Source organism: Mucilaginibacter sp. 21P (assembly GCF_019331605.1).
GTDB lineage: Bacteria > Bacteroidota > Bacteroidia > Sphingobacteriales > Sphingobacteriaceae > Mucilaginibacter > Mucilaginibacter achroorhodeus.
The window spans coordinates 4665119-4686208 of record NZ_CP063061.1; the positions used below are offsets into that span (position 1 = coordinate 4665119).

Here is a 21090-nt window from a genome sequence, read left to right on the forward strand (position 1 = left end):
GCTTTTTTTATTAACCTTCTTTTCGCGGCGCGAAGAGAGGGTAGTCGAGCGTAGCGAAGACCGGGTGAGTCCCCCCTCTCCATTACTGCAAAAAAGCCTTTCAAAATGAAATGCTTTTTCGAGCATGATTTTAACCGACCGGTATGAAAAAGGCTCCCATCTTATTTAAAACAGCTTTTTTAAAAAATTATTTGATAGGGCATCCTTTTAGCGTAATGGCCTGCAAACGGTGCAACCGTTTATTAACTATACTAAAATGGAAGACGAACGAATAATTGTGAGGATTGCCCAATCCTCTGACTGTATCTACGCTCAGCAAATTTCTGAAGAAACCGAACGCTCGGCCATTGCAAGGGGCTCGGGAATATCTAAAAGGTCTATAGCATCTATCCTTGATAAAATGAACAATGGCCGTGCCGTGGTAGCCGTATCCCCGGATGGTAAATGGGCAGGTTTCTCTTACTTTGATGTTTGGGACAACGGCAAATTTGTATCAAACAGCGGGCTTATCGTCTCACCCGACTTTAGGCAGCACGGCGTGGCCCATCAGATAAAGGAGATGGTATTTAATCTTTGTCGCGAGGCTTATCCAAAGGCACAGGTATTTTCCATTACATCCGGCATCGCCATCATGAAAATGAATACCCACCTGGGGTTTGAGCCTGTAACCTATGCAGAAATTGCCCGGGAAGAAGCGTTTTGGCAGGGCTGCAAAAGCTGCGTTAACTACAATATTTTAAACAGCAAGCAAGGCCGTAACTGTTTGTGTACTGCCATGCTCTACACACCATCAGAAAACTAAGCAATACAAAAATGATACAAGCATTAACAGATACCACAGGCAAAAGGCAGCACAGCAGTTTAGGCCACGAGGCCGTTATGCTGCTTAAAAAACTGATCAGCACACCATCGCCCAGCGGCGACGAATTTGAAACTGCAGATATTATACAAGCTTATTTAGAGAACCATGATATTACTACTCATCGCCTGCACAACAATGTTTGGGCTTTTAACCGCCACTTTGATAAAAGCAAGCCAACCATCCTACTTAATTCGCACCACGATACCGTTAAGCCAAACGGTGCGTACACTAAAAATCCCTACTTTGCGCAGGTAACTGATGGCAAGCTGTATGGCCTCGGCAGTAATGACGCAGGCGGCTGCCTGGTGTCGCTAATGGCTACCTTTGTACATTTTCATAACGAGCGCGACCTAAGCTATAACCTTTGCCTGGTTGCCAGCGCCGAAGAAGAGAATTCCGGCAAGCATGGTTTAAGCGAGGTGCTGCCAAATTTAGGCGAATTGAGCTTTGCCATTGTTGGGGAGCCTACCCAAATGCAGATGGCCACTGCCGAAATGGGCAACATGGTGCTCGATTGTACCTGCTAGGGTGTTGCCGGCCATGCTGCCCGCAACGAGGGTACCAACGCGCTTTACAAAGCATTAACAGATATTAACTGGTTTGCCAATTACCATTTCCCTAAGCAATCGGCTTTTATGGGGCCGGTTAAAATGACGGTAACGCAGATAGATGCAGGAATGCAGCATAATATCATCCCGCATGAGTGCCATTTTACAGTTGACGTGCGCTTGAGCGACTGCTATAAACCCACTGAAGTGCTGGACATTATTAAACAGAACACTACCTGCAGCGTTTGTGCCCGCGAAGGAGTGTTAACCGCTTCATGCATTGATAGCATCCACCCGATAGTACGCACCGGGGCAGCAATGGGTCTGCGCAGCTATGTATCTCCTACAAGCAGCGACCAGGGTTGGTTATCCATCCCATCACTAAAGATAGGCCCGGGCGATTCGGCACGATCGCACATGGCTGATGAGTATATCTACCTGGATGAGATCCATCAGGGCATCGACACTTATATCAATCTGCTCAACGGCATGATCTATTGCCTTGTGAATAATCCCAGATAACCCTTTGCGTCGTTGCGAGGTACGAAGCAATCTCCGAACCATAAAGGTTCGCCCTGAAGAGCAAAGAGATTGCTTCGTACCTCGCAACGACGCGTTATTAAGAACGCTTTAAAGTACTTGGATAGTTTATTCTGTAAATCCTTAAATCTTGGTAATTCTGATTCAGACCTTTTTTAACTCGTGTGGTCACAAACAATTACCCACTTACCGTTTACCTTTTTAAACCAAAGGGTAAAGTAGCCGCCGGGATTATCCTTTTCGCGGGCAAGGCTCCAGGCACCCATCACAAATGCATCGGTCTTGGTCAGCAATTCAATTTTATCTAATCTAAAGGTTAACTTACCCATGGCGGCTTTATCAGGATAACCTTTTTTATAATTATCTAAAGCCTGCTGCCAGCCGTAGGTTGGGCCTCGCTTGCCGATAAATACCAGCGAATCTGATTTCCAGTAGCTTTGCATAAAACCATCCAGATCGCCGTTGCTCCAGTCAATTTGCTGCTGGTGCATTACCCTGGCAATAGCTTGCTTTTCCTGCGCAAAGCAGTAACAGCACATCATTATAAATAGTGATAATAGTGTAAGTTTTTTCATAAACTAAATATAAGTGTTAGTTGTCAATTACCGTACTTCAAGGCTCTTAAACTATACTTTCGGTTTAATAAAGTTCACGTTTAAACAATTGTTAACAAATGGTTAATGCACTTATTATAAATTTAACATTGCATACAGCAAATCCTTGTTAGCTTTACACGATTTTCTGATCAACACGATATGAAAGATAACGTACTATGTTTTGGCGAGGTTTTGTGGGATGCATTTGGCGAAGAAAAGAAAGCCGGTGGCGCACCAATGAATGTAGCCAGGCACCTGGTTCAGCAACACGTTAACGTAAGCTTTGCCAGCCGCGTAGGTAAAGATGAATCGGGCAAAGGCCTGATCACCTTCCTTAAAGAAAACAAGCTGCACTCAAACCTTATACAAAAAGACAATAATCTGCCCACCTGCGAAGTTACGGTTGAGTTAGATGCTAAAAACCAGGCTACCTATATTATTCCTGAGCCTGTATCCTGGGACAACATTCAGTTAGATAAAAACCTTACAGAAGAGGCAAAAAATGCTTCTATAATCGTATTTGGCAGTTTAGCCAGTCGTGGTAAAACTACGCGCAATACGTTGTTAAGCCTGCTTGAGGAAACACAGGCGCTTAAAGTATTTGATGTAAACCTGCGGGCACCTCATTATAACGTTGCAGATATTGAAACCCTTGCGGCCCGGGCTGATGTTATCAAAATGAACGAGGAAGAAGCAGAATTGCTGATCCACGGCGGTAACGGCCAGCTAAAAGAGAAGATAGTAGAGTTTCAAAAGAAATATCATACCCAAACCATTTGCGTTACCAAAGGCGAAAACGGGGCTATTATCTGGCATAAGCACGAGTTTTATGAGCAGCCCGGATTTAAAGTTGAAGTTGCCGATACCGTTGGTGCAGGTGACGCTTTTTTAGCCACACTTATTGCCGGCATTATTGACAAACAACCGATGGACAAAGTATTGGTGGAAGCTTGCGCCATAGGCTCATTTGTTACAAGCAAACGCGGCGCAAACCCGGTGTATGTTCGTGATGAGATAACTGCCATTCGCGAAAGCTGATCTGGCAAATGTCATAACAGGTTAACAATTCTGTTTTAAGGGTGCCTATCTTAAACTTTTAAGATTAATAATCCGTTACTTTATAACAGAAAGGGTAAACTATGCGTGGTTTTGGGTTTTCTAAATTTATACCAAAACAGATCCCCAAAGGCGGATTTGACGAATTACTGAAATTATTTCTTGAATTGCTGAACTACACCGCCGGTGACGCCGGTGAGGCTTTGGCATGGCTAAATGAATTAGATAAGCAATACAACATCACCAATGACGAATATGGCATGGGTGATTTTATTGACGAGCTGAAGCATAAAGGATATCTCGACGAAAATAAACAGGACGGCAGTTTCAGCATCACCGCCAAGGCCGAACAAAGCATCAGGCAATCGGCGCTGGAAGAGATCTTCGGCAAGCTGAAGAAATCTGGAAAAGGTAACCACCGTTCGCCGCAGAGCGGACAGGGTGATGAGCGTAACGCCGAACGCCGCGAGTTTGAATTTGGCGACAGCCTGGACCAGATAGACATGACACAGTCTATCCACAATGCCCAGGTGAACCACGGTATCACAGGTGATTTCATGATGACCGAGCGCGACCTGGAAGTAGAGGAAATGGATTACAAAACCCTTACTTCTACCGTGCTGATGATCGATATATCGCACTCCATGATCTTGTACGGTGAGGACCGGATAACGCCGGCTAAAAAGGTTGCAATGGCATTGGCCGAGCTTATACGCACTAAATACCCCAAGGATACTTTAGATATTGTGGTATTTGGTAACGATGCCTGGCCAATTACGCTGCAGGATCTTCCGTACTTACAGGTTGGCCCATACCATACCAATACGTACGCAGGTTTAGAGCTGGCTACCGATATGCTTCGCCGCCGTAAAACGCATAACAAGCAAATTTTTATGATAACCGATGGTAAGCCAACCTGCTTAAAGGAAGGTAACCGTTATTATAAAAACAGCATTGGGCTGGATAAAAAAGTGGTGAACAAAACGCTGAACATGGCGGCACAATGCAAACGCCTTAAAATACCTATCACCACCTTTATGATAGCCAAAGACCCCTACCTGCAGCAGTTTGTACGCAAGTTTACCGAAACGAACGGTGGCCGCGCGTTCTACAGCTCGCTTAACGGTTTGGGCGAATACATTTTTGAGGATTACATAAAAAACAGAAGAAGAACTGTTCGTTGATGTGCAGATGTGCAACTTTCAGATGTGCATATGAAGGACACCAATGAATAAATGAACCATTGAACAAATGAACTATACAGAAATAAAAAACCTTGGTCAGCTTAAAGAATCGGGCTATGTAAGCCGGTCGGTAAAGGATGAATTGAGGGCCAACCTCATTAAGCAACTACAAAAAAAAGAAGGTGGCTTTGAAGGCATCGTAGGTTTCGAGGATACGGTTATACCCGATCTGCAAACTGCCATCCTCTCGCGCCATAACATATTACTGCTGGGTTTACGCGGGCAGGCTAAGACGCGTATTGCCCGCCTGTTGGTAAACCTTCTTGATGAGTATATACCTTATATAGAAGGATCAGAACTGTTTGATGATCCGTTGGCGCCTATCTCATGGTACGGCCACGAAACAGTAGAGAAGCACAAAGATGCTACCCCTATTGCCTGGCTTCACCGCAGTGAGCGTTATACCGAGAAACTGGCAACGCCTGATGTTACCGTAGCCGACCTGATTGGCGACGTTGACCCTATTAAGGCAGCCACCATGAAACTGACCTACTCTGATGAGCGCGTTATACACTTCGGGCTAATCCCGCGTGCGCACCGCGGTATCTTTGTGATCAACGAGTTACCCGATCTGCAGGCAAGGATACAAGTATCACTTTTCAATATACTGCAGGAACGCGATATACAGATCCGTGGTTTTAAATTACGCTTACCTTTAGATATCGAGTTCGTGTTCACAGCCAACCCGGAGGATTACACCAACCGTGGTTCAATAGTAACGCCGCTTAAAGACCGTATCGAAAGCCAGATATTGACCCACTACCCGCGGTCTGTTGAGATCTCGCGCAAGATAACTCAGCAAGAGGCCTTATTAACACCCGAGCAGCGCGCTACGGTAGAAGCCGATGGCCTGGTGAAGGACCTGGTTGAGCAGATTGCCTTTGAAGCACGTGCATCAGAATATATCGATAAAAAATCAGGCGTATCGGCGCGTTTAACTATCGCATCGTTTGAAAACCTGATCAGCAATGCCGAACGCCGTATGATCATCAACGGTGAGAAATCAACCTTTGTTCGTATCTCCGATTTCCTTGGCGTTATCCCTGCCATTACCGGTAAAATTGAGCTGGTTTACGAGGGCGAATTGGAAGGCCCCGGCAAAGTAGCCAACATTCTTATTGGTAAAGCCATTAAAAGCCTTTTGCTGCAATTCTTCCCGGACCCGGAGAAAGCAAAAAAATCAAAAGCACCAAATCCTTATGCCGAGATCGTTAACTGGTTTGGCGATGGAAATACGGTTTCACTAATTGACAATCTGCCGTTAGCCGAATACAAAAAGCTATTAAATGGAGTAGCGGGATTAAAAAACCTGGTTAAAACTTTCCATCCCCGTCTCAGCGAAAACCAGCAATTGCTATTGATGGAGTTTGTGCTGCATGGCCTGGCTGAGTTCTCTCAACTGAATAAAGGTTTCTTAGATAATGGCTTTGCATTTTCAGACATGTTCAACAGTTTGTTCAACCTGGAGCCGGATGACGATGATGATATAGACCTGGACGACAGGTATTAGTCTACTAAAGCCCTCCCTAACCGGGAGGGCTTTTTGTTTGTCAGTCTGAGCTTGTCGAAGACCTTTACCCGCGATGAGTAGTTCGACAAGCTCACCATGAAAAAGAAAAGTAAGGAGAAACTTTTTTGTCAGTCTAAGCTCGTCGAAGACCTTTACCCGCGATGAGTGGTTCGACAAGCTCACCATGACAATAAAGCAAGGAGAATTGAATAGGCTTAACCACCAATAATTAATACCTTTGCAATACCTATGCTGCAGGCCTTTTACATCATCATCATACCCTTAGTACTTTTAGCTTTAGACTATTACATTCTGCAAGGTCTGCATGCAGCATTCCGCAAATGGCCTATCACGCGCAAGAAATGGTTTTTGGTAGTTTACTGGTCGTTCTCAGTTTTCCTCATTACCGGGATGATGGCAAGCGTTTACCTCAACCTGAGTGTAGGCGTGCGCGGAGCCCTGCTTTTGTTATTTTTCCTAATGCTGATCTTTAAACTGTTTTATGCCTTATTTATCATTGTTGATGATATTCGAAGGGCAATAAAACGCATTATCAGGAGAAGAAAGAAACGCCTTGAGAAACCCCGATCAACACCTGATGATTGGTTTGCTGAAGAGATCCCACGCTCAGATTTTTTGATGAAAGCAGGGATATTAGCCGGGGCCTTACCCTTGTATTTGTTGAAGCACAACATGTCTAAAGGCATTTACGATTACCAGGTTAAAAATGTGACCCTTTACCTGCCCAATTTGCCCAAGGCCTTTGATGGGTTACGCATTGGGCAAATATCTGATATCCACTCCGGCAGCTTCCATAGCGTGCACAACATGCAGGGCGGTGTTGAGTTGCTGATGCAGCAAAAGGCCGACATGATATTTTTTACGGGCGACCTGGTAAACGGCCGCACCGAAGAGGTGAACCGGGTAGTGCCGGTTTTCCAGAAGGTACGCGCACCGCTGGGTGTTTATTCCATCCTGGGCAATCATGATTACGGCGATTACGGTACCTGGCCCTCGCCGCAGGATAAGCAGCGCAACATGCAGGATATGTACCAGGCGCACAAAACCATCGGCTGGGACCTGCTTGTAGACCAGCACCGCCGCATAAAGGTAGATGGTGAGGAACTTGGTATTTTGGGCATTGGCAACTGGGGCGAATTAAGCCGTTTTCCCAAATATGGTAAAATGGAAAAAGCCGTTGCCGGCACGGATGACCTGCCGGTGAAACTGCTGCTCTCGCATGATCCATCACATTGGCGTGCGGAGGTGATCCCAAAATATCCGCAGATAGATGTAATGTTCTCCGGCCATACCCATGGTATGCAGTTTGGTGTGCGCACCAATGATTTTCAATGGAGCCCTATCGAATACGTTTACTCTGAATGGGCAGGCCTTTATCGCGAAAAACACCAGCAAATTTATGTGAATGTGGGCTATGGCTTTTTAGGTTACCCCGGCCGAATTGGAATATTGCCGGAGATTACGATATTTGAGCTGAAAGCCGCAGCTGATCCAGATTACAAAGCTTAACAAGCCGGCCTGCCATTCATGAAGAAAATTTTCGCCAGCGCCTTTGATTTTTTGCTCTTCAGTAATATATTCATGGCGTTGTGTGCGGTTGCACAGGCACTGGTTACTTTCCACCTCATTGATGCGCAGCCAATTCATACGGTAACTGCGCTTTTGTTCACGTCTACACTGGGTATATATAATTTCAGCATTCTTTTAAGCAAGCCTAAGCATCCCGAAAAGTCGCCATACAGGCGGGTGCGCTGGTTTTTTGCGCATTACCGGCTAATGGTAACCTTTACCATGATATCACTGCTCTCGCTGGTACCGCTGTTCTTTCTGCTATCCATGGAGTCGCGTATATTGCTGGTTTTCCTGGCGGTATTGTCCTTTTGCTATAGCCTGCCCCTGTTCACCGTTGGCGAGCAAAAATTCGGGCTTCGCAATATTCCGGGCCTAAAGCCTTTTCTGATAACCCTCGTTTGGACGCTTAGTTCCGTCCTGCTTCCTATACTGGAGGCACAAGAAGCTCATATAGCAGATGTTTCAACCCGCGATATTACCATCCTTATTGCTAAACGTTTTTTGTTAATAGGTGCTTTAACCGTCCCTTTTGATATCCGCGACCTGTTTCAGGACAGGCAGTTTGGCCTCAAAACCATAGCAGTGGCATGGGGTGAGAAAAATGCTTACCTGTTTTGCCAGTTGCTATTGGCCGGTTACATTGTATTGCTATTTATGCTGCGCAACAACGGTTTCTCACCAGATTTTTTTGCGCTGGCGCTAACGGCGGTATTAATGGGATGGCTCATCTTTCGATCCAAGTGGGAGAAAAACGAATATTACTACTTCTTTTACCTGGACGGCGTTTTAATACTGCAATACGTAATGCTGATAGCATTTAACTTTCTATTTGCCAAATTGTAAGCATGGCAAAAGGCAATTACGATAACGCAGCTGTATTCTACGACAGGCTTGCGCGGATGGTGTTCGGTGATAGCCTTACCAAAGCCCAGGTATATATCTTAGAGCGCATTCCTGCTAATGCAAAAATTCTGATAGTTGGTGGGGGTACCGGTTGGATACTGGACGAGATCACAAAAATTAACCCTGCGGGATTGAATATTACATACGTAGAAATCTCTGCAAAGATGATGGCCCTATCGCGCAAACGAAACCTTGGCGACAATAAGGTAACCTTTATTGCGCAAGCCATTCAGCAGGCAGAATTGAATAACGATTTTGATGTGGTGCTAACACCTTTTTTGCTCGATAACTTTTCGGAAGAGCGTTTGCCTGCAATTTTTGATCCTATTCATAAAGCGCTTAAGCCATCAGGTCTATGGCTTTACGCCGATTTCCAGCTTACGGGTAAACTATGGCAAAACCTGATGCTGAAAAGCATGTTGCTATTCTTTAAAGTGTTATGCGGCGTAGAATCATGGCAATTGCCAGATGCAAAAGGGATGTTTGCCCGGCAAGGATATAAAAAAATAGAAGAGCGAGATTTTTACGGGCGGTTTGTGGTTAGCAGAGTGTATAGGAAATCCAAATAAAATGTATTTGCGAGGCTTCCGATAAATATCGGGAGCTGCGGCAATCTCGTCGCACGCTATAAGATTGCCGCGCTATCGCTCGCAATGACATCTCGTAAGTTAATAAACAAACTTATACCCAATACCTCTTACAGTTTGCAGGTAAGCAGGCGAATCAGGATTATCTTCAATTTTTTTTGCGGAGGCGAACAATGTGCATGTCCAGTGTGCGGGTATTTACATCTGCATTGTAACCCCAAACTTCCATCATCAGTTCCTCGCGGTTGATAACCTTGTTCTTGTTTTTAAGGAAATATAACAGGATGCGGTTTTCCAGGATAGTAAGCTCTATTTTACGCCCGTCCTTGATCAGCAAGTGGGTATTTGGCTGGTGCTCCATATTGCCAAACCTGTGCGATTCTGTTTTTTCGCTGTTCAGCGAAAACTTGATCTTGCTCTCTATCATTGCCACCAAAACATCCATGTTAAACGGTTTGGTAATGTAGTCGCTAACGCCAAAGTTATAGGCATCTATCTTATCGATATCCTGCGCTTTGGCAGTAGTCATGATCACCAGTTTATCAAAGCCTTTTTCGCGCAGGCTGGCACAAACTTCTGAGCCTTGTTTACCAGGCAACATCCAGTCGAGCAATACAATATCCGGCTGTTCTTCCAGTATCATTTTCTCAGCAGTTTCGCCATTGTTGCTTTCCAACACCTTGTAACCTTCACTTTGCAGGCGCTCGCCTACTAAGAACCTAAGGTTCTCATCATCCTCAACCAGCGCTATTTTAATTTCCTTGTTCATTTTTCTGTGTGACTAACTATTTGTCTAATGGCAATGTAACTGTAAATGTTGAGCCCTCGTTTATTTTACTTGCAACGGTTATGTCGCCGTCCATAAAGTTAACCAGTTCTTTACAAAAAGCAAGGCCTAAACCTACGCTGCCATTTTGGTTATACTGGTTCTCTATGCGGTAAAACTTTTTAAACACATCGCCCTGTTCAGCCTTGGCCATACCAATACCTTTGTCGGCAAATTTTAATACAACATTGCGGCGCTCTTGTTTGATATCAATATGCAGCTCCTTTTTGCCAGGATGCGAATATTTATAAGCATTCTCCATCAGGTTTTGGAAAATGCTGCCTAATAATACCGGGTCGGTATTAAAAAGCTCTATCCCTTCAATATTATAGCTTAATTTAAAATCCGGGTATTTGATCTTAAAGGTGTCGATATAACCCTGCGCAAACTCTTTTAAATTTATCGCCTCCCGATGGATGGTTATCGATCGGTTCTCCAACTGCGTAAACGATAGCAGCTTATTCATCAGATCGTTCAGCTTATCGGCTTCTTCGTCCAATATTTTACCGTAGTGCCTGCGCTGGCGTTCGCTTAATTCCGCATCACCCTTAAGGTTTGAGCCTGCAATTTTTATCACACTCACAGGCGTTTTAAACTCGTGGGTAAAGTTGTTAATGAAATCGTATTGCAGCTTAAATATTTTAAGGTTAATGTTTAGGTTTCGATAGATCAACCAGGTTATCATCACCATAAAAACATATATAAGCAGTACAATTGCTCCTATAGGCAAAAACCGCCTGTCTATTTCCCTGTTCAGGTGTTCTTTTGATGATGAGAAATACAACTTAAAGTTTGAGAATGCTCCTGTGAGTGCTGCTTCCGTTATCTTTTTGCCGCCGTCAACATCCAGTGGGTCGTAAACTACGGGTTGGATAGTAACCTGCTGGTAGAGCTCGGGATGCGTATTTTTCACTTTCAGCTTGTTAGCATCCAGCAGAAAGGTCATCATATTTTGTTTGTAGAACGCCTTACTTTCGCTTTTACGTAACAAGGATTGATAGATCTTCACATCCTCCCGACGTGGGATATTCATGTAGCTTATCTTATCCGGGTTTACATCGTAAAATGTACGGAATATCTCGTCCTGCGTTGGCAGCCGTGTAGTATCAGCAACGGTAATAAAGTGATTAAGTTTAAGCGCCATGTGCTTAAAGTCATCCTCGTTAACAAAGGCCATATCCCTTATGCCACGTACCTTGCCGCGTTTAAATTTGTATTGATAGATGGCTTTTACAGATATGCCCCGGTTATTGGTGAAGGTAAAGTTGGTTGGTTTGCTGCCTATCTGCAGGTCATAAAATAATATCCGGCTTACAAAGGGGTACATTTTAAATACGGTGGCCGAATAATTTGCCGCTGATGCCGAATCTAAAAAGCCCTGGTAAGAAGTGATCTCTGGGATCTTCAGCTGGAAAAAATCATTATATGGCTTTGAGGTTTGATCGAGCACCTCCACTTTTTTTGACGAAAATTCATTTTCTACATACTTGGCAGTAAGGTTATAAGAAATGATAACGCCTATTACAAAACTCACCGTTATCAGCACCATTGATGCCGTAATCAGTGTAAAGTTTTTGCGGTATATATTCTTAGGGGCTTTCATGCCAGGTTAGCGTTTAACCTGTAAGTTGCTGCTCAGAAAATTTTCTATCTCGGTGTACATCTCTGTCCGGTTATGCTCGCTCTTGAAATAGGCCCGTTCATTTTCTTTAAGTCGATAGATCACCGGCACATTACGCTTCTTCAATTCACGTACAAATTGGTTAAGCTCGCTGATATTGGCGCGTGGGTCTTTCGCACCCTGGAATATCAGCAACGGACTTTTGATCTTATCGGTATGAAAAACCGGCGAAATGGCACGCAACTGCTCAGCATCGGTCTCCGGATTACCTACCATTTCGTAGGTCATTTTAAGGTATGGTTTAAAAAACGGCGGAGCGTCTTTTAAATACGTGAAGAAATTGATAAGACCATACTTCACAACAGCACAGTTATACATACCCTGGTGAAACGATACGCCGTATAAGGCAGAAAAACCACCGAAACCACCACCAAAGATGGCTATCTTTTTAGGGTTGGCAATTTTGTTGGCAATAAGCCAGTTTACCCCATCAGTGATATCCTGCTGTATTTTACCGCCCACCTGTTTAAAGCCGGCTTTCCTGAACGCCTTGCCATAACCCGCGGAGCCACGGTAATTCACCTGGAACACGGCGTAACCCCTGTTAGCTAAAAATTGCACTTCGGCGTCATATCCCCAGGAGTTACGGCCCCAGATATTATCATGCGGCATTACAACTACCGGTAGGTTCTTCATTTCCTTACCTTTTGGTACGGTCAAATAACCGCTAAGCTGTAATCCGTCGCTTGCCTTGTAAGTGATAGGCTTCATGTCGCAAAGTTCAGTAGGCAGCATCTCCGGGTTAGTATCCCCTATTTTGGTTAGAGAACCTGTATTTTTCTCGTACAGGTAATAAGAACCCGGATTTTTATCAGTGTAACCCAAAACTATAAACTTGTTCTCACTGCTGTCGCGGTCAACAAGTTCTATATTATTGCCGGCTATTTTTTTGCTCAGGTTGGCGTAAAGTTTGGCAACTTCTTGGTCAAGGAAATACTTTGCCGGCCTTGCAGCGTCCCATGCCACAGCCTCAATACGGCGCTTGGTTTTGGAGTAGCTTACGTCCATCAGGTCGGCCTGCTCGTTGGCGTATATCACGCGCTCCTGCTGGCCGCTGCTCGCATCTATCTCAATCAAAGCCGTTTTATCGCGGTTAACATTTGATAGCGCGTAGAAATTATTGGTTTCCCCTGCAAAGGCAATAGGCTCAACCTTATCGTTAAAATTATTTTTGATGATGGTTTTAAACGGAGCATCATCATTAGGGCGAAAAAGCAAGCTTTCGTTTACACCATCTGATACCTTTACCAGGCGTATACGTCCATTAGGATCAGGATACCACTTGGTGATATTGCCTGGGTTTAGCAGATAGGGTTTTAATTCTCCTGTTTTAACGTTTAAGCGGTAAACATCAAAGTTAACCGGGTCGCGCTGGTTCATAGCAACCGTAACAACATCAGGCTGCTGGCGGTTGCGGTTAATTATGCGAATGCGGGTTTTATCCAGGTCAAGCAGTTTTTTTAACTGTTGGGTAACCACATCAAGTGTGTAAACCTTAAACTGGTCGCTGGCAATGATATCTTGTGTAAGTACTATCTGGTTGTTAAACGTCCAGGTGTAATCACGTACAGAGTAATCGGTAAAATTGGTGGCCATGGTCTCGGCGCCGGTGGCCAGCGTGCGTACGTAAATGTTTTGTTTATCTTTATAGGGCTTTAAGTAAGATATGTATTTCCCATCGGGCGATATCTTAAAAAAGCTTTTCTCCGGCGTTTTAAAAAACTGGTTAACCGGTATCTGCCTTACGTTATTTTGCTTGCAGGCACAAAAAAACAGTACGAGGGCTAAAAAAAATACGGATCTTATGCGGCCTTGCATTTACTTATATCAAATAAATTAAGAGTGCTGAAATTAAATAATTTACTCATAGGTTAGCTAAATGTCACTACAATTTTACCCTGTTGCCGCGTTATAGATGTAGTACTTTTACAATGGAAAAATATAAAAAATAAATGAAGCCGCTATACTTGCTTGCATTACTTTTAACGCTTTGCTGCACATACACTTACGCGCAGGATAACGACCTTTTATTGGCACAGCAGTACATAGCAAACGGTGAACAACAGAAAGGTTTGGATGTTTACGCCAAACTTTTTAAGCAAGACAACCAATCCTACTTTCAGCAATATTTTAGCGCCCTTATAACTTCCAAGAAACTGGATGATGCCGAAACCATCGCAAAAAAAATGGCCCGAAAATATCCAGGCAACAGGATCTATCTAATCGCCCTAAGCACGCTTTACAAACAACAGGGCAACGCCGCAAAGGCTGATGAATTATTTAACGAGATGCTTAAAGCGCTGCCTGCCGACCGAAACGGCATATCAAACTTTGCGCTGCAATTTTACCAGACAGGCAATGCCGATTATGCCATTAAAATATTTGAGCAGGGCCGAAAGATATTGAAGGATGATAACGCCTTTACGTTTGAGCTGATAGCCATGTACCGCTTTAAACGGGATAAGATTGGGCTAACGGATGAGTACCTTAACTTTTTACCTGCCAACCCAATTTACCTGCCCCAGGCAGAAAGTACGCTGGCTTCATTATATGATGAGGCCGACGATTACGATATGCTGCGAGTTGAGTTGCTTAAGCGCATACAAAAAGAACCGCAGCAAGTAGTGTTCACCAGGTTGCTTACCTGGCAGTTTTTGCAGCAAAAGCAATATGATATGGCGCTTAATCAAACGTTGGCCCTTAGCCGCCGAACCAATGATGATGGCACTGATGTGATGGAATTGAGCCGTACACTGGTTGATAACCATGCTTATGATGAGGCTATACGCGGTTATGAATTTGTTATCGATAAAAACGACAAGACCAACGCCAACTACGTTGACGCCAAAATAGAACTCATCAATACAAAAAATTTAAAGATAACTGCCGGTAAATACACGCAGGCCGACCTGCTTAGTCTCGAGAAAGATTACAACAGCTTGCTTGCCGAGTTTGGCAAAAAACCGGGGACGGTGTTTGCCATGCAAAAGCTTGCCAACCTGCAGGCCTTTAAGCTCCATAAGTTACCGGAAGCGCAGGCATTGCTCGAAGATGCCACTAAAATACCCGGCGTACGCCCCGAGCAGCTTGCCTCCTGCAAAATTGACCTGGCCGATGTTTACTTGCTGAACAAACAACCTTGGGAAGCTACGTTATTGTACAGCCAGGTAGAAAAGGATTTCCCTAACACAGCGTTGGCACAAGATGCCATGCTACGCAACGCTAAACTGGCCTACTATACCGGCGATTTTGTTTGGGCGCGCCGCCAACTGGATGTTTTAAAGAGTGCCACAACCCAGCTGATAGCTAACGATGCACTCAACCTTTCGTTATTGATATCAGATAACTTAAATGCCGATAGCGCCGCCAAAGCATTAAAGATCTACGCCCGTGCAGACCTGCAGATATTTGCCGAACAGCCGGCTAAAGCCCTGCAAACCCTTGATAGCATAAACAAGCTTTACCCCGGCAACATATTGGAAGCCGATGTGCTGATGGCGAAGGCCCGCATCAAAATACAGGAAAGGGATTACACAAGTGCGATTACGCAACTTAAGGAGATAGCCGAGAAACACAGCTTTGATCTTTGGGCCGATGACGCCGTTTTCATGTTAGGCGATATTTACGAAACCCAGTTAAAGGATACTAACCTCGCTAAAACGTATTTTCAAAAGATCATTACCGACTATCCCGGCAGCCTTTGGATAAATGATGCGAGAAAGCGTTTCAGGGCTTTACGCGGGGATAAAACGGATGGTGCATGACGTAAATCTTACAGCGTTGCAATTTGACTTTTCCAAAACCCGCTTCGCTTAAGGATATCAGAATCAACTGTGTTAAAACCTTGAATTAACTTTAATAACTGTTCTTTCGTGTAATTCCCATCTAAGTATGCACCTTCACCGTTTTTTTCAAGTACATCATTAACGAAATTTCTATAGAGCAAAAGACATTGCGCAAGTTGTTCTATATTTTCGTTAATAATATCTATCAACTCAAAGTTCTGCTCATGGTCTAATAAGACTATCTTGTCGTCATTAGAATCGTCTATGGCTATCAGATTACCACCGCCATCAGTTCCCAGCATCCAAAAAGACTTTGATCTTTCATTTTTAAAGAATCTGGGAAACATTTGTGTTAAAGTCAAAAATTTACCCTTACTAAGTCCATCGAAATTAAGAAACGGCGCTGCACTGTCGGGGAAACCAGCTTGCAGAAATAGCTTGGTGTGCTTGTTTACGGTGGATTGTTCAATTTGAAATTTATCAAACTCAAGCCAAGAATCGATTTGAGGATTAAAGCCGCTACTTAACCAAGCACTTTTAAATTCCGAGGAGTTCATGTTTTAAATATATCTAAAATCATATTTTTATAACGCCCAAATTGTAATTTTACCTCATGATAGTTTACAACGATACCGTTATTTTAGATGACACTGCCGAGCAGGAATGGCTTACCTGGATGAAGGAAACTCATATCCCCGAAATAATGGCAACCGGTTGCTTTAGCTCTTATCGCATACTCAGCATCATCGATTCGCCTAACGATGGCGTAACCTATTGCGTGCAATATAATGCCGATAGCATTGAGCAATTCCAGGAATATTACAACAAACACCTATATAAGTTTAAAGAGATGCACGAACAACAATTTGCAGAGCGCTTTGTATTGTTCAACACTTTAATGAAAACCATCGACTAAATGACTATTACCGACACCATTATTCCCGGTGCTTATATTTTTGAACCTAAAGTACATGGCGATAACCGTGGCTACTTCATCGAAACGTTTAACCGTAAATATTTTGTAGAAAAAGGTATTGATGTCGATTTTGTACAGGATAATCAGTCTGTATCTCACAAAAACGTGGTAAGGGGCTTACACGCACAAAAAGGCCCGTTTGAACAAGGTAAATTAGTACGTGTAATAAAAGGCGCCGTGATAGATATAGCACTTGACGTGCGTATTGGTTCACCAGCTTACGGCAAGCACATTGCTGTTGAGCTTACCGCCGAGAATAATAAACAATTTTACATACCACCGGGCTGTTTGCATGGTTTTGTGTCTTTAGAAGATGATACCATCTTCGCCTATAAGGTTACCAACTACTTTGATAAAGAATCTGAAACCGGCATGATCTGGAACGATCCTGAACTTGCCATAGGCTGGAGCATTAACCAAATGGATGCAATAGTTTCTGACAAAGACCAATTACTTCCGGACTGGAAGTCATTTGAGAGCCCGTTCGTATTTTAGGTAAAACAGGCCAAATCTGCATTTAAAGCCACATTATTACAATGTGGCTTTTTTCGCTTAAAAACAAAACAACAACTCACAGGAATATTTTTAATATATCTTAATTATTTGTTAACGCCTATAACTTTAATTTCCTAACTTTCGTATACAATAATAGCTGGCCGGCTATCACTAAACTAATTTAATTCATTACTTACTAAACACGTATGAAAACTAATTTTATGTTCCGAACCGGCGCAGCTGCCGTGTTCGCGGCCACCCTATTGTTTGCTTGTACTAAAGAGAACAGTAAAACTACCACAACCGGCACTGATAAGAATGGCGTATCTGCCACAGTTTTAAAAAACATCTCTGACCTGGGCTTTAGTACCGACCAGGTGCGCAAAGTAAATAACGGGTACCTGGTTGAAGGGGATATAGTATTAACCGACGAAAATTTAGCCGAAACCAGCACCAGCCCCAACGTACGCATAGCCGAAACTGAGCAATACCGTACTACCAACCTGGTAAAAAACCTGCCGCGTACCGTTACAGTATCTATCTCTAACCTGCCTACTGTTTACGGAACGGCAACCCAAAATGCCATTGCGCGTTACAATGCTTTAAATTTAAGGCTTAAATTCCAGTTTGTGAGCAGCGGTGGTCAGATCCAGATCATCGGCTTTAACGAAGGCCCGAGTGGCGGCTACATTACCTTGGGTTCATCGGGCTTCCCTACCAAACAGGGTAACCCTTATGGTCAGATCCAGATGAACACCAATTCACAGGCATATGGTACCAATCCTGATGTAAACTACCTGACTTCTGTATTACAACACGAGATGGGCCACTGTATTGGTTTCCGCCATACCGATTACTTTAACCGTGCATTTAGCTGTGGCGGTACTGCAACTAACGAGGGTGCATCAAACGTGGGCGCAGTGCTTATCCCTGGTACACCATCAACTGCTGATGCAGGTTCATGGATGCTGGCCTGTTCAAACGGCGGCGACAGAACATTCAATACAAATGATAAGGTAGCTTTAGATTACTTATACTAAGCCGAAATATAGCTTTGATAAATCTTAGCAAGTGCTTTACTTTAAAGGGGAATTTTGTTCCCCTTTATTTTTACCCCATGCCCAAGCTTTTTGCCTGCTTTGTTTTACTGTTCGCCACTATCACGTTTGCACTTGGGCAACAGTTGCCAAAGGATGCGGTAATGAGCAAAACGTTCGGTGCTGCGGGGAAAGCTGCTGCTATAGAAAGTAAAAACATCTATCTGGTAAAAACAACAAACCCAATAGCCGGGGTACCTGGGACTAAAGTCTTAAGACGACTTGCTTTTAATTATTATGTTGTAGCCTCCGATAAAAATCTGACAACCGGAGGGGCAATTGCTTCTGTAAGCCCTGCAAATAACATCTGGAAAGCCGACGATAACCTTATCAATGTTTATCAGCGCTCGCCACAGAAAAAAGTGACGGTCACATTGGCAACCAAACAAAAGAATGCTGCCCCGACCTTCTCAACCGTAAAAATAAAATTAGCTGATCTTCCTCAGATACTAACTGACACCACTATCACAGCAGCCACACTTGTACGAAAGCCTCACACAGAACTTACCATCAACGATCTTGATCTCGGCGAGAATAACATCGATGCCATTGCAGCATTGTACCCCACCATCAACGGCTCAGGCATTAAAGTAAGTGTAAAAGAAGAGCAGTTTGACAAGGATGATCTTGATCTGCTTGGCCGCACTTTTAAGTCGATCGATCTGCCGGAAAACAATTCTGCGCATGCCACCATCATGGCTACGCTTATTGGTGGTAGCGGCAATTCATTCATCAAAGGTAAAGGTGCTGCACCTGAAGTTAATTTGACCTCCTCTGATTTTTCGCGGTTACTGCCTGATACCATTACCGCGTTCAAAGATTTCGGTATCGGTTTGCAGAACCACTCTTATGGTACGGGTATCGAGAACTTTTACGGCATTGAGGCTGCAGCCTACGACCAGCAGATCTATGAAAGCGATACCCTGCTACATGTTTTTTCATCCGGCAATATTGGGACAACAGCGCCTTCAACGGGTATTTATTCGGGCATCAGCAATATGGCTAACCTATCGGGTACGTTTAAACAAGCCAAGAATGTGCTGGTAGTTGGTGGTACAGGCTTGACCGGCATACCTGAAGACATGAGCTCCGCTGGCCCGGCTTACGATGGCCGCGTAAAACCCGAATTGGTTGCCGATGGCGAAGACGGCACCTCCGGCGCAGCAGCATTGGTTAGTGGTAGTGCGGCTTTGCTTAAACAGGCCTACCGCTTAAAATATAACCAATCAGCACCATCAGCGCTGATCAAAGGCTTATTGATAAACACTGCAGATGATATTGGTAATGCAAACGTTGATTTTAAAACCGGCTTTGGCAAGCTTAATGCGTTGGAAGCACTCCGCAGCTTAAACGCAGGTGATTTTAAAACAGGAAGCCTGCAGCAGGGTAGCACAAACACTTTCCAAATAACCATTCCTGCCAATTGCTATTCGTTTAAAACGACCTTGACATGGGCCGATCCGGCGGCTGATATCAACGCGGCAAACGCTCTTGTGAATGATCTTGATATGAAAATAACGGGCCCTGATGGCAAAACTTATTTGCCCTGGGTACTGAGTTACTATCCTTCAGCTGATTCCCTACGCGCCTTGGCAAAACAAGGCCGCGACTCGCTCAACAACGTAGAACAAATAACCTTACAAGCACCCCAGGCCGGTGTTTACACCATTAGTGTCTCGGCGAAGCGTATTAAAGCCGGCGATCAGAAATTTTTCATCAGCTTTCAAAGCAAATTGTCAGGGCAATTTGAATGGATCTCACCAACTGCTTTGCGCCCGCTAATACCCGGCGAGGACGCCTACTTGAGATGGCAAAACACTTATGCAAACGCAAACGGCACGCTTAGCATTAGTTATGATAAAGGGCAAACCTGGCAACAGCTTTCAGCTGCGGTTGATCTTAGCCAACGATATTTCAAATGGCAGGTGCCCGATGCGTTCACGCAAGCACGAATAAAAATGCAGATCGGTAACAGTGTTTTCACCAGCACCGACTTTGTTATCTCTGCGCCGAGAACCGTGCAGGTAGGTTTCAATTGCACTACAGGCCTGCTGCTGCACTGGAACCCGCAGCCCAATGCAACAGGTTATAATATTTATACCATCAATAACAACCGCCTTGTACAGCTTAAGTCGGTTACAGATACTTCGTCAATCATACTTCCCCAGCAACAAACTTCCAGGTATTATGCGGTAAGCGCTGTCGGCTCCGGTTTTGAGGGAATCAAAAGCTACACCATAGATGCTACGGCGCAAGGTGTTGGCTGCTATGTAAGAACGCTGATAGCCACGCCTGCTAACAAAACCCAGATAACGATTGATCTTTCTATTGGCAGCACACAAGGCCTTGCGTCCATCACCTGGCAAAGGCTTACCGGTAAAGACAGCTACACCACCATCGGTAAAACAAGTGTAAAACCTGCTGCATTCAATTATAACTTTATCGACAATAATCCCCAGGCTGGCCTCAATTATTATCGCGCGGTACTAACCAAGACTGATAACAGCGTAATTTACTCTGACCTTGCCAGTGCAACCCTATTGCAGGTAAACCAGTTCATCATGTATCCTAACCCGGTGAGCACTCAACTTAACATAATTGCCGGCGATACACAACCCTACACGCTAACCCTTTATGATATGGCCGGCCGCAAGGCATTTAACGCCAACTTTAACAACTTCCAAAACCAGATAACACTTACTGTACTGCCCGGGGTTTATGTAGGCATTATCACGCTTAACGGCAAAATCTTATATTCCAGCAAAATTGTTAAGCTGCCGTAACAATTAAC

17 protein-coding genes and 2 pseudogenes are annotated in these 21090 nt (G+C 44.2%); 14 read left to right on the forward strand and 5 right to left on the reverse strand.

Annotated features, from left to right (window positions below; translation table 11 throughout):
* Window positions 1–256: 256 nt before the first annotated feature.
* From INP83_RS20770 to INP83_RS21430, 3 genes and pseudogenes are all read left to right on the forward strand, one after another.
* On the forward strand, window positions 257–802 hold the full coding sequence (locus tag INP83_RS20770; RefSeq protein WP_219125761.1) for an N-acetyltransferase: 546 nt from the start codon (window positions 257–259) through the stop codon (window positions 800–802).
* A gap of 11 nt (window positions 803–813) precedes the next feature.
* Window positions 814–1389 (forward strand): M20/M25/M40 family metallo-hydrolase, encoded by a 576-nt coding sequence (locus tag INP83_RS21425; protein WP_370630579.1) that lies wholly within the window; start codon window positions 814–816, stop codon window positions 1387–1389.
* A 12-nt stretch (window positions 1390–1401) separates the two neighbouring features.
* Window positions 1402–1932 (forward strand): annotated as a pseudogene (locus tag INP83_RS21430) (peptidase dimerization domain-containing protein); the annotation flags it as partial.
* A 173-nt stretch (window positions 1933–2105) separates the two neighbouring features.
* Here INP83_RS21430 and INP83_RS20780 read toward each other — a convergent pair.
* The gene (locus INP83_RS20780) at window positions 2106–2525 is read right to left on the reverse strand and encodes a DUF4440 domain-containing protein (protein WP_219125762.1); all 420 of its coding nucleotides are present in this window, start codon (window positions 2523–2525) and stop codon (window positions 2106–2108) included.
* A gap of 180 nt (window positions 2526–2705) precedes the next feature.
* On the opposite strand from INP83_RS20780, the gene INP83_RS20785 reads away from it, so the two are divergent.
* The 6 genes from INP83_RS20785 (at window position 2706) to INP83_RS20810 (ending at window position 9421) form a co-directional block, all read left to right on the forward strand.
* Entirely contained in the window at window positions 2706–3584 is an 879-nt protein-coding gene (locus INP83_RS20785) for a carbohydrate kinase (protein WP_146273429.1), read from the forward strand.
* Between the two features lie 101 nt (window positions 3585–3685).
* Window positions 3686–4786: a VWA domain-containing protein gene (locus INP83_RS20790; protein WP_219125763.1), complete on the forward strand. Its 1101-nt coding sequence runs from the start codon at window positions 3686–3688 to the stop codon at window positions 4784–4786.
* A gap of 67 nt (window positions 4787–4853) precedes the next feature.
* Window positions 4854–6356 carry a sigma 54-interacting transcriptional regulator gene (locus INP83_RS20795; RefSeq protein ID WP_219125764.1) on the forward strand — a complete coding sequence of 501 codons (1503 nt, stop codon included), beginning with the start codon at window positions 4854–4856 and terminating at the stop codon, window positions 6354–6356.
* A gap of 249 nt (window positions 6357–6605) precedes the next feature.
* Window positions 6606–7886, forward strand: a complete 1281-nt coding sequence (locus INP83_RS20800) for a metallophosphoesterase (protein WP_219125765.1) — start codon at window positions 6606–6608, stop codon at window positions 7884–7886.
* 18 nt (window positions 7887–7904) lie between these two features.
* Window positions 7905–8792, forward strand: a complete 888-nt coding sequence (locus INP83_RS20805; RefSeq protein ID WP_255563207.1) for a hypothetical protein — start codon at window positions 7905–7907, stop codon at window positions 8790–8792.
* Between the two features lie 2 nt (window positions 8793–8794).
* Window positions 8795–9421, forward strand: coding sequence for a bifunctional 2-polyprenyl-6-hydroxyphenol methylase/3-demethylubiquinol 3-O-methyltransferase UbiG (locus INP83_RS20810; RefSeq protein WP_219125766.1), 627 nt, complete (start codon window positions 8795–8797; stop codon window positions 9419–9421).
* 99 nt (window positions 9422–9520) lie between these two features.
* Here INP83_RS20810 and INP83_RS20815 read toward each other — a convergent pair.
* From INP83_RS20815 to INP83_RS20825, 3 genes and pseudogenes are all read right to left on the reverse strand, one after another.
* A pseudogene (locus tag INP83_RS20815) lies at window positions 9521–10208 on the reverse strand (response regulator transcription factor).
* A 16-nt stretch (window positions 10209–10224) separates the two neighbouring features.
* Window positions 10225–11868, reverse strand: coding sequence for a sensor histidine kinase KdpD (locus INP83_RS20820; RefSeq protein WP_219125767.1), 1644 nt, complete (start codon window positions 11866–11868; stop codon window positions 10225–10227).
* Window positions 11869–11874: 6 nt separating this feature from the next.
* On the reverse strand, window positions 11875–13764 hold the full coding sequence (locus tag INP83_RS20825) for a S9 family peptidase (RefSeq protein ID WP_219125768.1): 1890 nt from the start codon (window positions 13762–13764) through the stop codon (window positions 11875–11877).
* Between the two features lie 134 nt (window positions 13765–13898).
* On the opposite strand from INP83_RS20825, the gene INP83_RS20830 reads away from it, so the two are divergent.
* Entirely contained in the window at window positions 13899–15710 is a 1812-nt protein-coding gene (locus tag INP83_RS20830; protein WP_219125769.1) for a tetratricopeptide repeat protein, read from the forward strand.
* Between the two features lie 8 nt (window positions 15711–15718).
* Here the strand turns inward: INP83_RS20830 and INP83_RS20835 are convergent, their stop codons facing one another.
* The gene (locus INP83_RS20835) at window positions 15719–16288 is read right to left on the reverse strand and encodes a hypothetical protein (RefSeq protein WP_219125770.1); all 570 of its coding nucleotides are present in this window, start codon (window positions 16286–16288) and stop codon (window positions 15719–15721) included.
* Between the two features lie 56 nt (window positions 16289–16344).
* On the opposite strand from INP83_RS20835, the gene INP83_RS20840 reads away from it, so the two are divergent.
* The 4 genes from INP83_RS20840 (at window position 16345) to INP83_RS20855 (ending at window position 21082) form a co-directional block, all read left to right on the forward strand.
* On the forward strand, window positions 16345–16647 hold the full coding sequence (locus INP83_RS20840) for a DUF4286 family protein (RefSeq protein ID WP_219125771.1): 303 nt from the start codon (window positions 16345–16347) through the stop codon (window positions 16645–16647).
* Entirely contained in the window at window positions 16648–17202 is a 555-nt protein-coding gene (rfbC, locus tag INP83_RS20845; protein ID WP_219125772.1) for a dTDP-4-dehydrorhamnose 3,5-epimerase, read from the forward strand. It abuts the gene before it with no gap.
* A gap of 206 nt (window positions 17203–17408) precedes the next feature.
* Window positions 17409–18242, forward strand: coding sequence for a M57 family metalloprotease (locus INP83_RS20850; protein ID WP_219125773.1), 834 nt, complete (start codon window positions 17409–17411; stop codon window positions 18240–18242).
* Between the two features lie 77 nt (window positions 18243–18319).
* Window positions 18320–21082, forward strand: a complete 2763-nt coding sequence (locus INP83_RS20855; protein ID WP_219125774.1) for a S8 family peptidase — start codon at window positions 18320–18322, stop codon at window positions 21080–21082.
* Window positions 21083–21090 lie beyond the last annotated feature (8 nt).

Excerpts from the sequence above, each read along its gene's own strand:
- INP83_RS20770 (WP_219125761.1), top strand. The coding sequence starts at position 257 with ATGGAAGACGAACGAATAATTGTGAGGATTGCCCAATCCTCTGACTGT.
- INP83_RS21425 (WP_370630579.1), top strand. The coding sequence starts at position 814 with ATGATACAAGCATTAACAGATACCACAGGCAAAAGGCAGCACAGCAGT.
- INP83_RS20780 (WP_219125762.1), bottom strand. The coding sequence starts at position 2,525 with ATGAAAAAACTTACACTATTATCACTATTTATAATGATGTGCTGTTAC.
- INP83_RS20785 (WP_146273429.1), top strand. The coding sequence starts at position 2,706 with ATGAAAGATAACGTACTATGTTTTGGCGAGGTTTTGTGGGATGCATTT.
- INP83_RS20790 (WP_219125763.1), top strand. The coding sequence starts at position 3,686 with ATGCGTGGTTTTGGGTTTTCTAAATTTATACCAAAACAGATCCCCAAA.
- INP83_RS20795 (WP_219125764.1), top strand. The coding sequence starts at position 4,854 with ATGAACTATACAGAAATAAAAAACCTTGGTCAGCTTAAAGAATCGGGC.
- INP83_RS20800 (WP_219125765.1), top strand. The coding sequence starts at position 6,606 with ATGCTGCAGGCCTTTTACATCATCATCATACCCTTAGTACTTTTAGCT.
- INP83_RS20805 (WP_255563207.1), top strand. The coding sequence starts at position 7,905 with ATGAAGAAAATTTTCGCCAGCGCCTTTGATTTTTTGCTCTTCAGTAAT.
- INP83_RS20810 (WP_219125766.1), top strand. The coding sequence starts at position 8,795 with ATGGCAAAAGGCAATTACGATAACGCAGCTGTATTCTACGACAGGCTT.
- INP83_RS20820 (WP_219125767.1), bottom strand. The coding sequence starts at position 11,868 with ATGAAAGCCCCTAAGAATATATACCGCAAAAACTTTACACTGATTACG.
- INP83_RS20825 (WP_219125768.1), bottom strand. The coding sequence starts at position 13,764 with ATGCAAGGCCGCATAAGATCCGTATTTTTTTTAGCCCTCGTACTGTTT.
- INP83_RS20830 (WP_219125769.1), top strand. The coding sequence starts at position 13,899 with ATGAAGCCGCTATACTTGCTTGCATTACTTTTAACGCTTTGCTGCACA.
- INP83_RS20835 (WP_219125770.1), bottom strand. The coding sequence starts at position 16,288 with ATGAACTCCTCGGAATTTAAAAGTGCTTGGTTAAGTAGCGGCTTTAAT.
- INP83_RS20840 (WP_219125771.1), top strand. The coding sequence starts at position 16,345 with ATGATAGTTTACAACGATACCGTTATTTTAGATGACACTGCCGAGCAG.
- rfbC (WP_219125772.1), top strand. The coding sequence starts at position 16,648 with ATGACTATTACCGACACCATTATTCCCGGTGCTTATATTTTTGAACCT.
- INP83_RS20850 (WP_219125773.1), top strand. The coding sequence starts at position 17,409 with ATGAAAACTAATTTTATGTTCCGAACCGGCGCAGCTGCCGTGTTCGCG.
- INP83_RS20855 (WP_219125774.1), top strand. The coding sequence starts at position 18,320 with ATGCCCAAGCTTTTTGCCTGCTTTGTTTTACTGTTCGCCACTATCACG.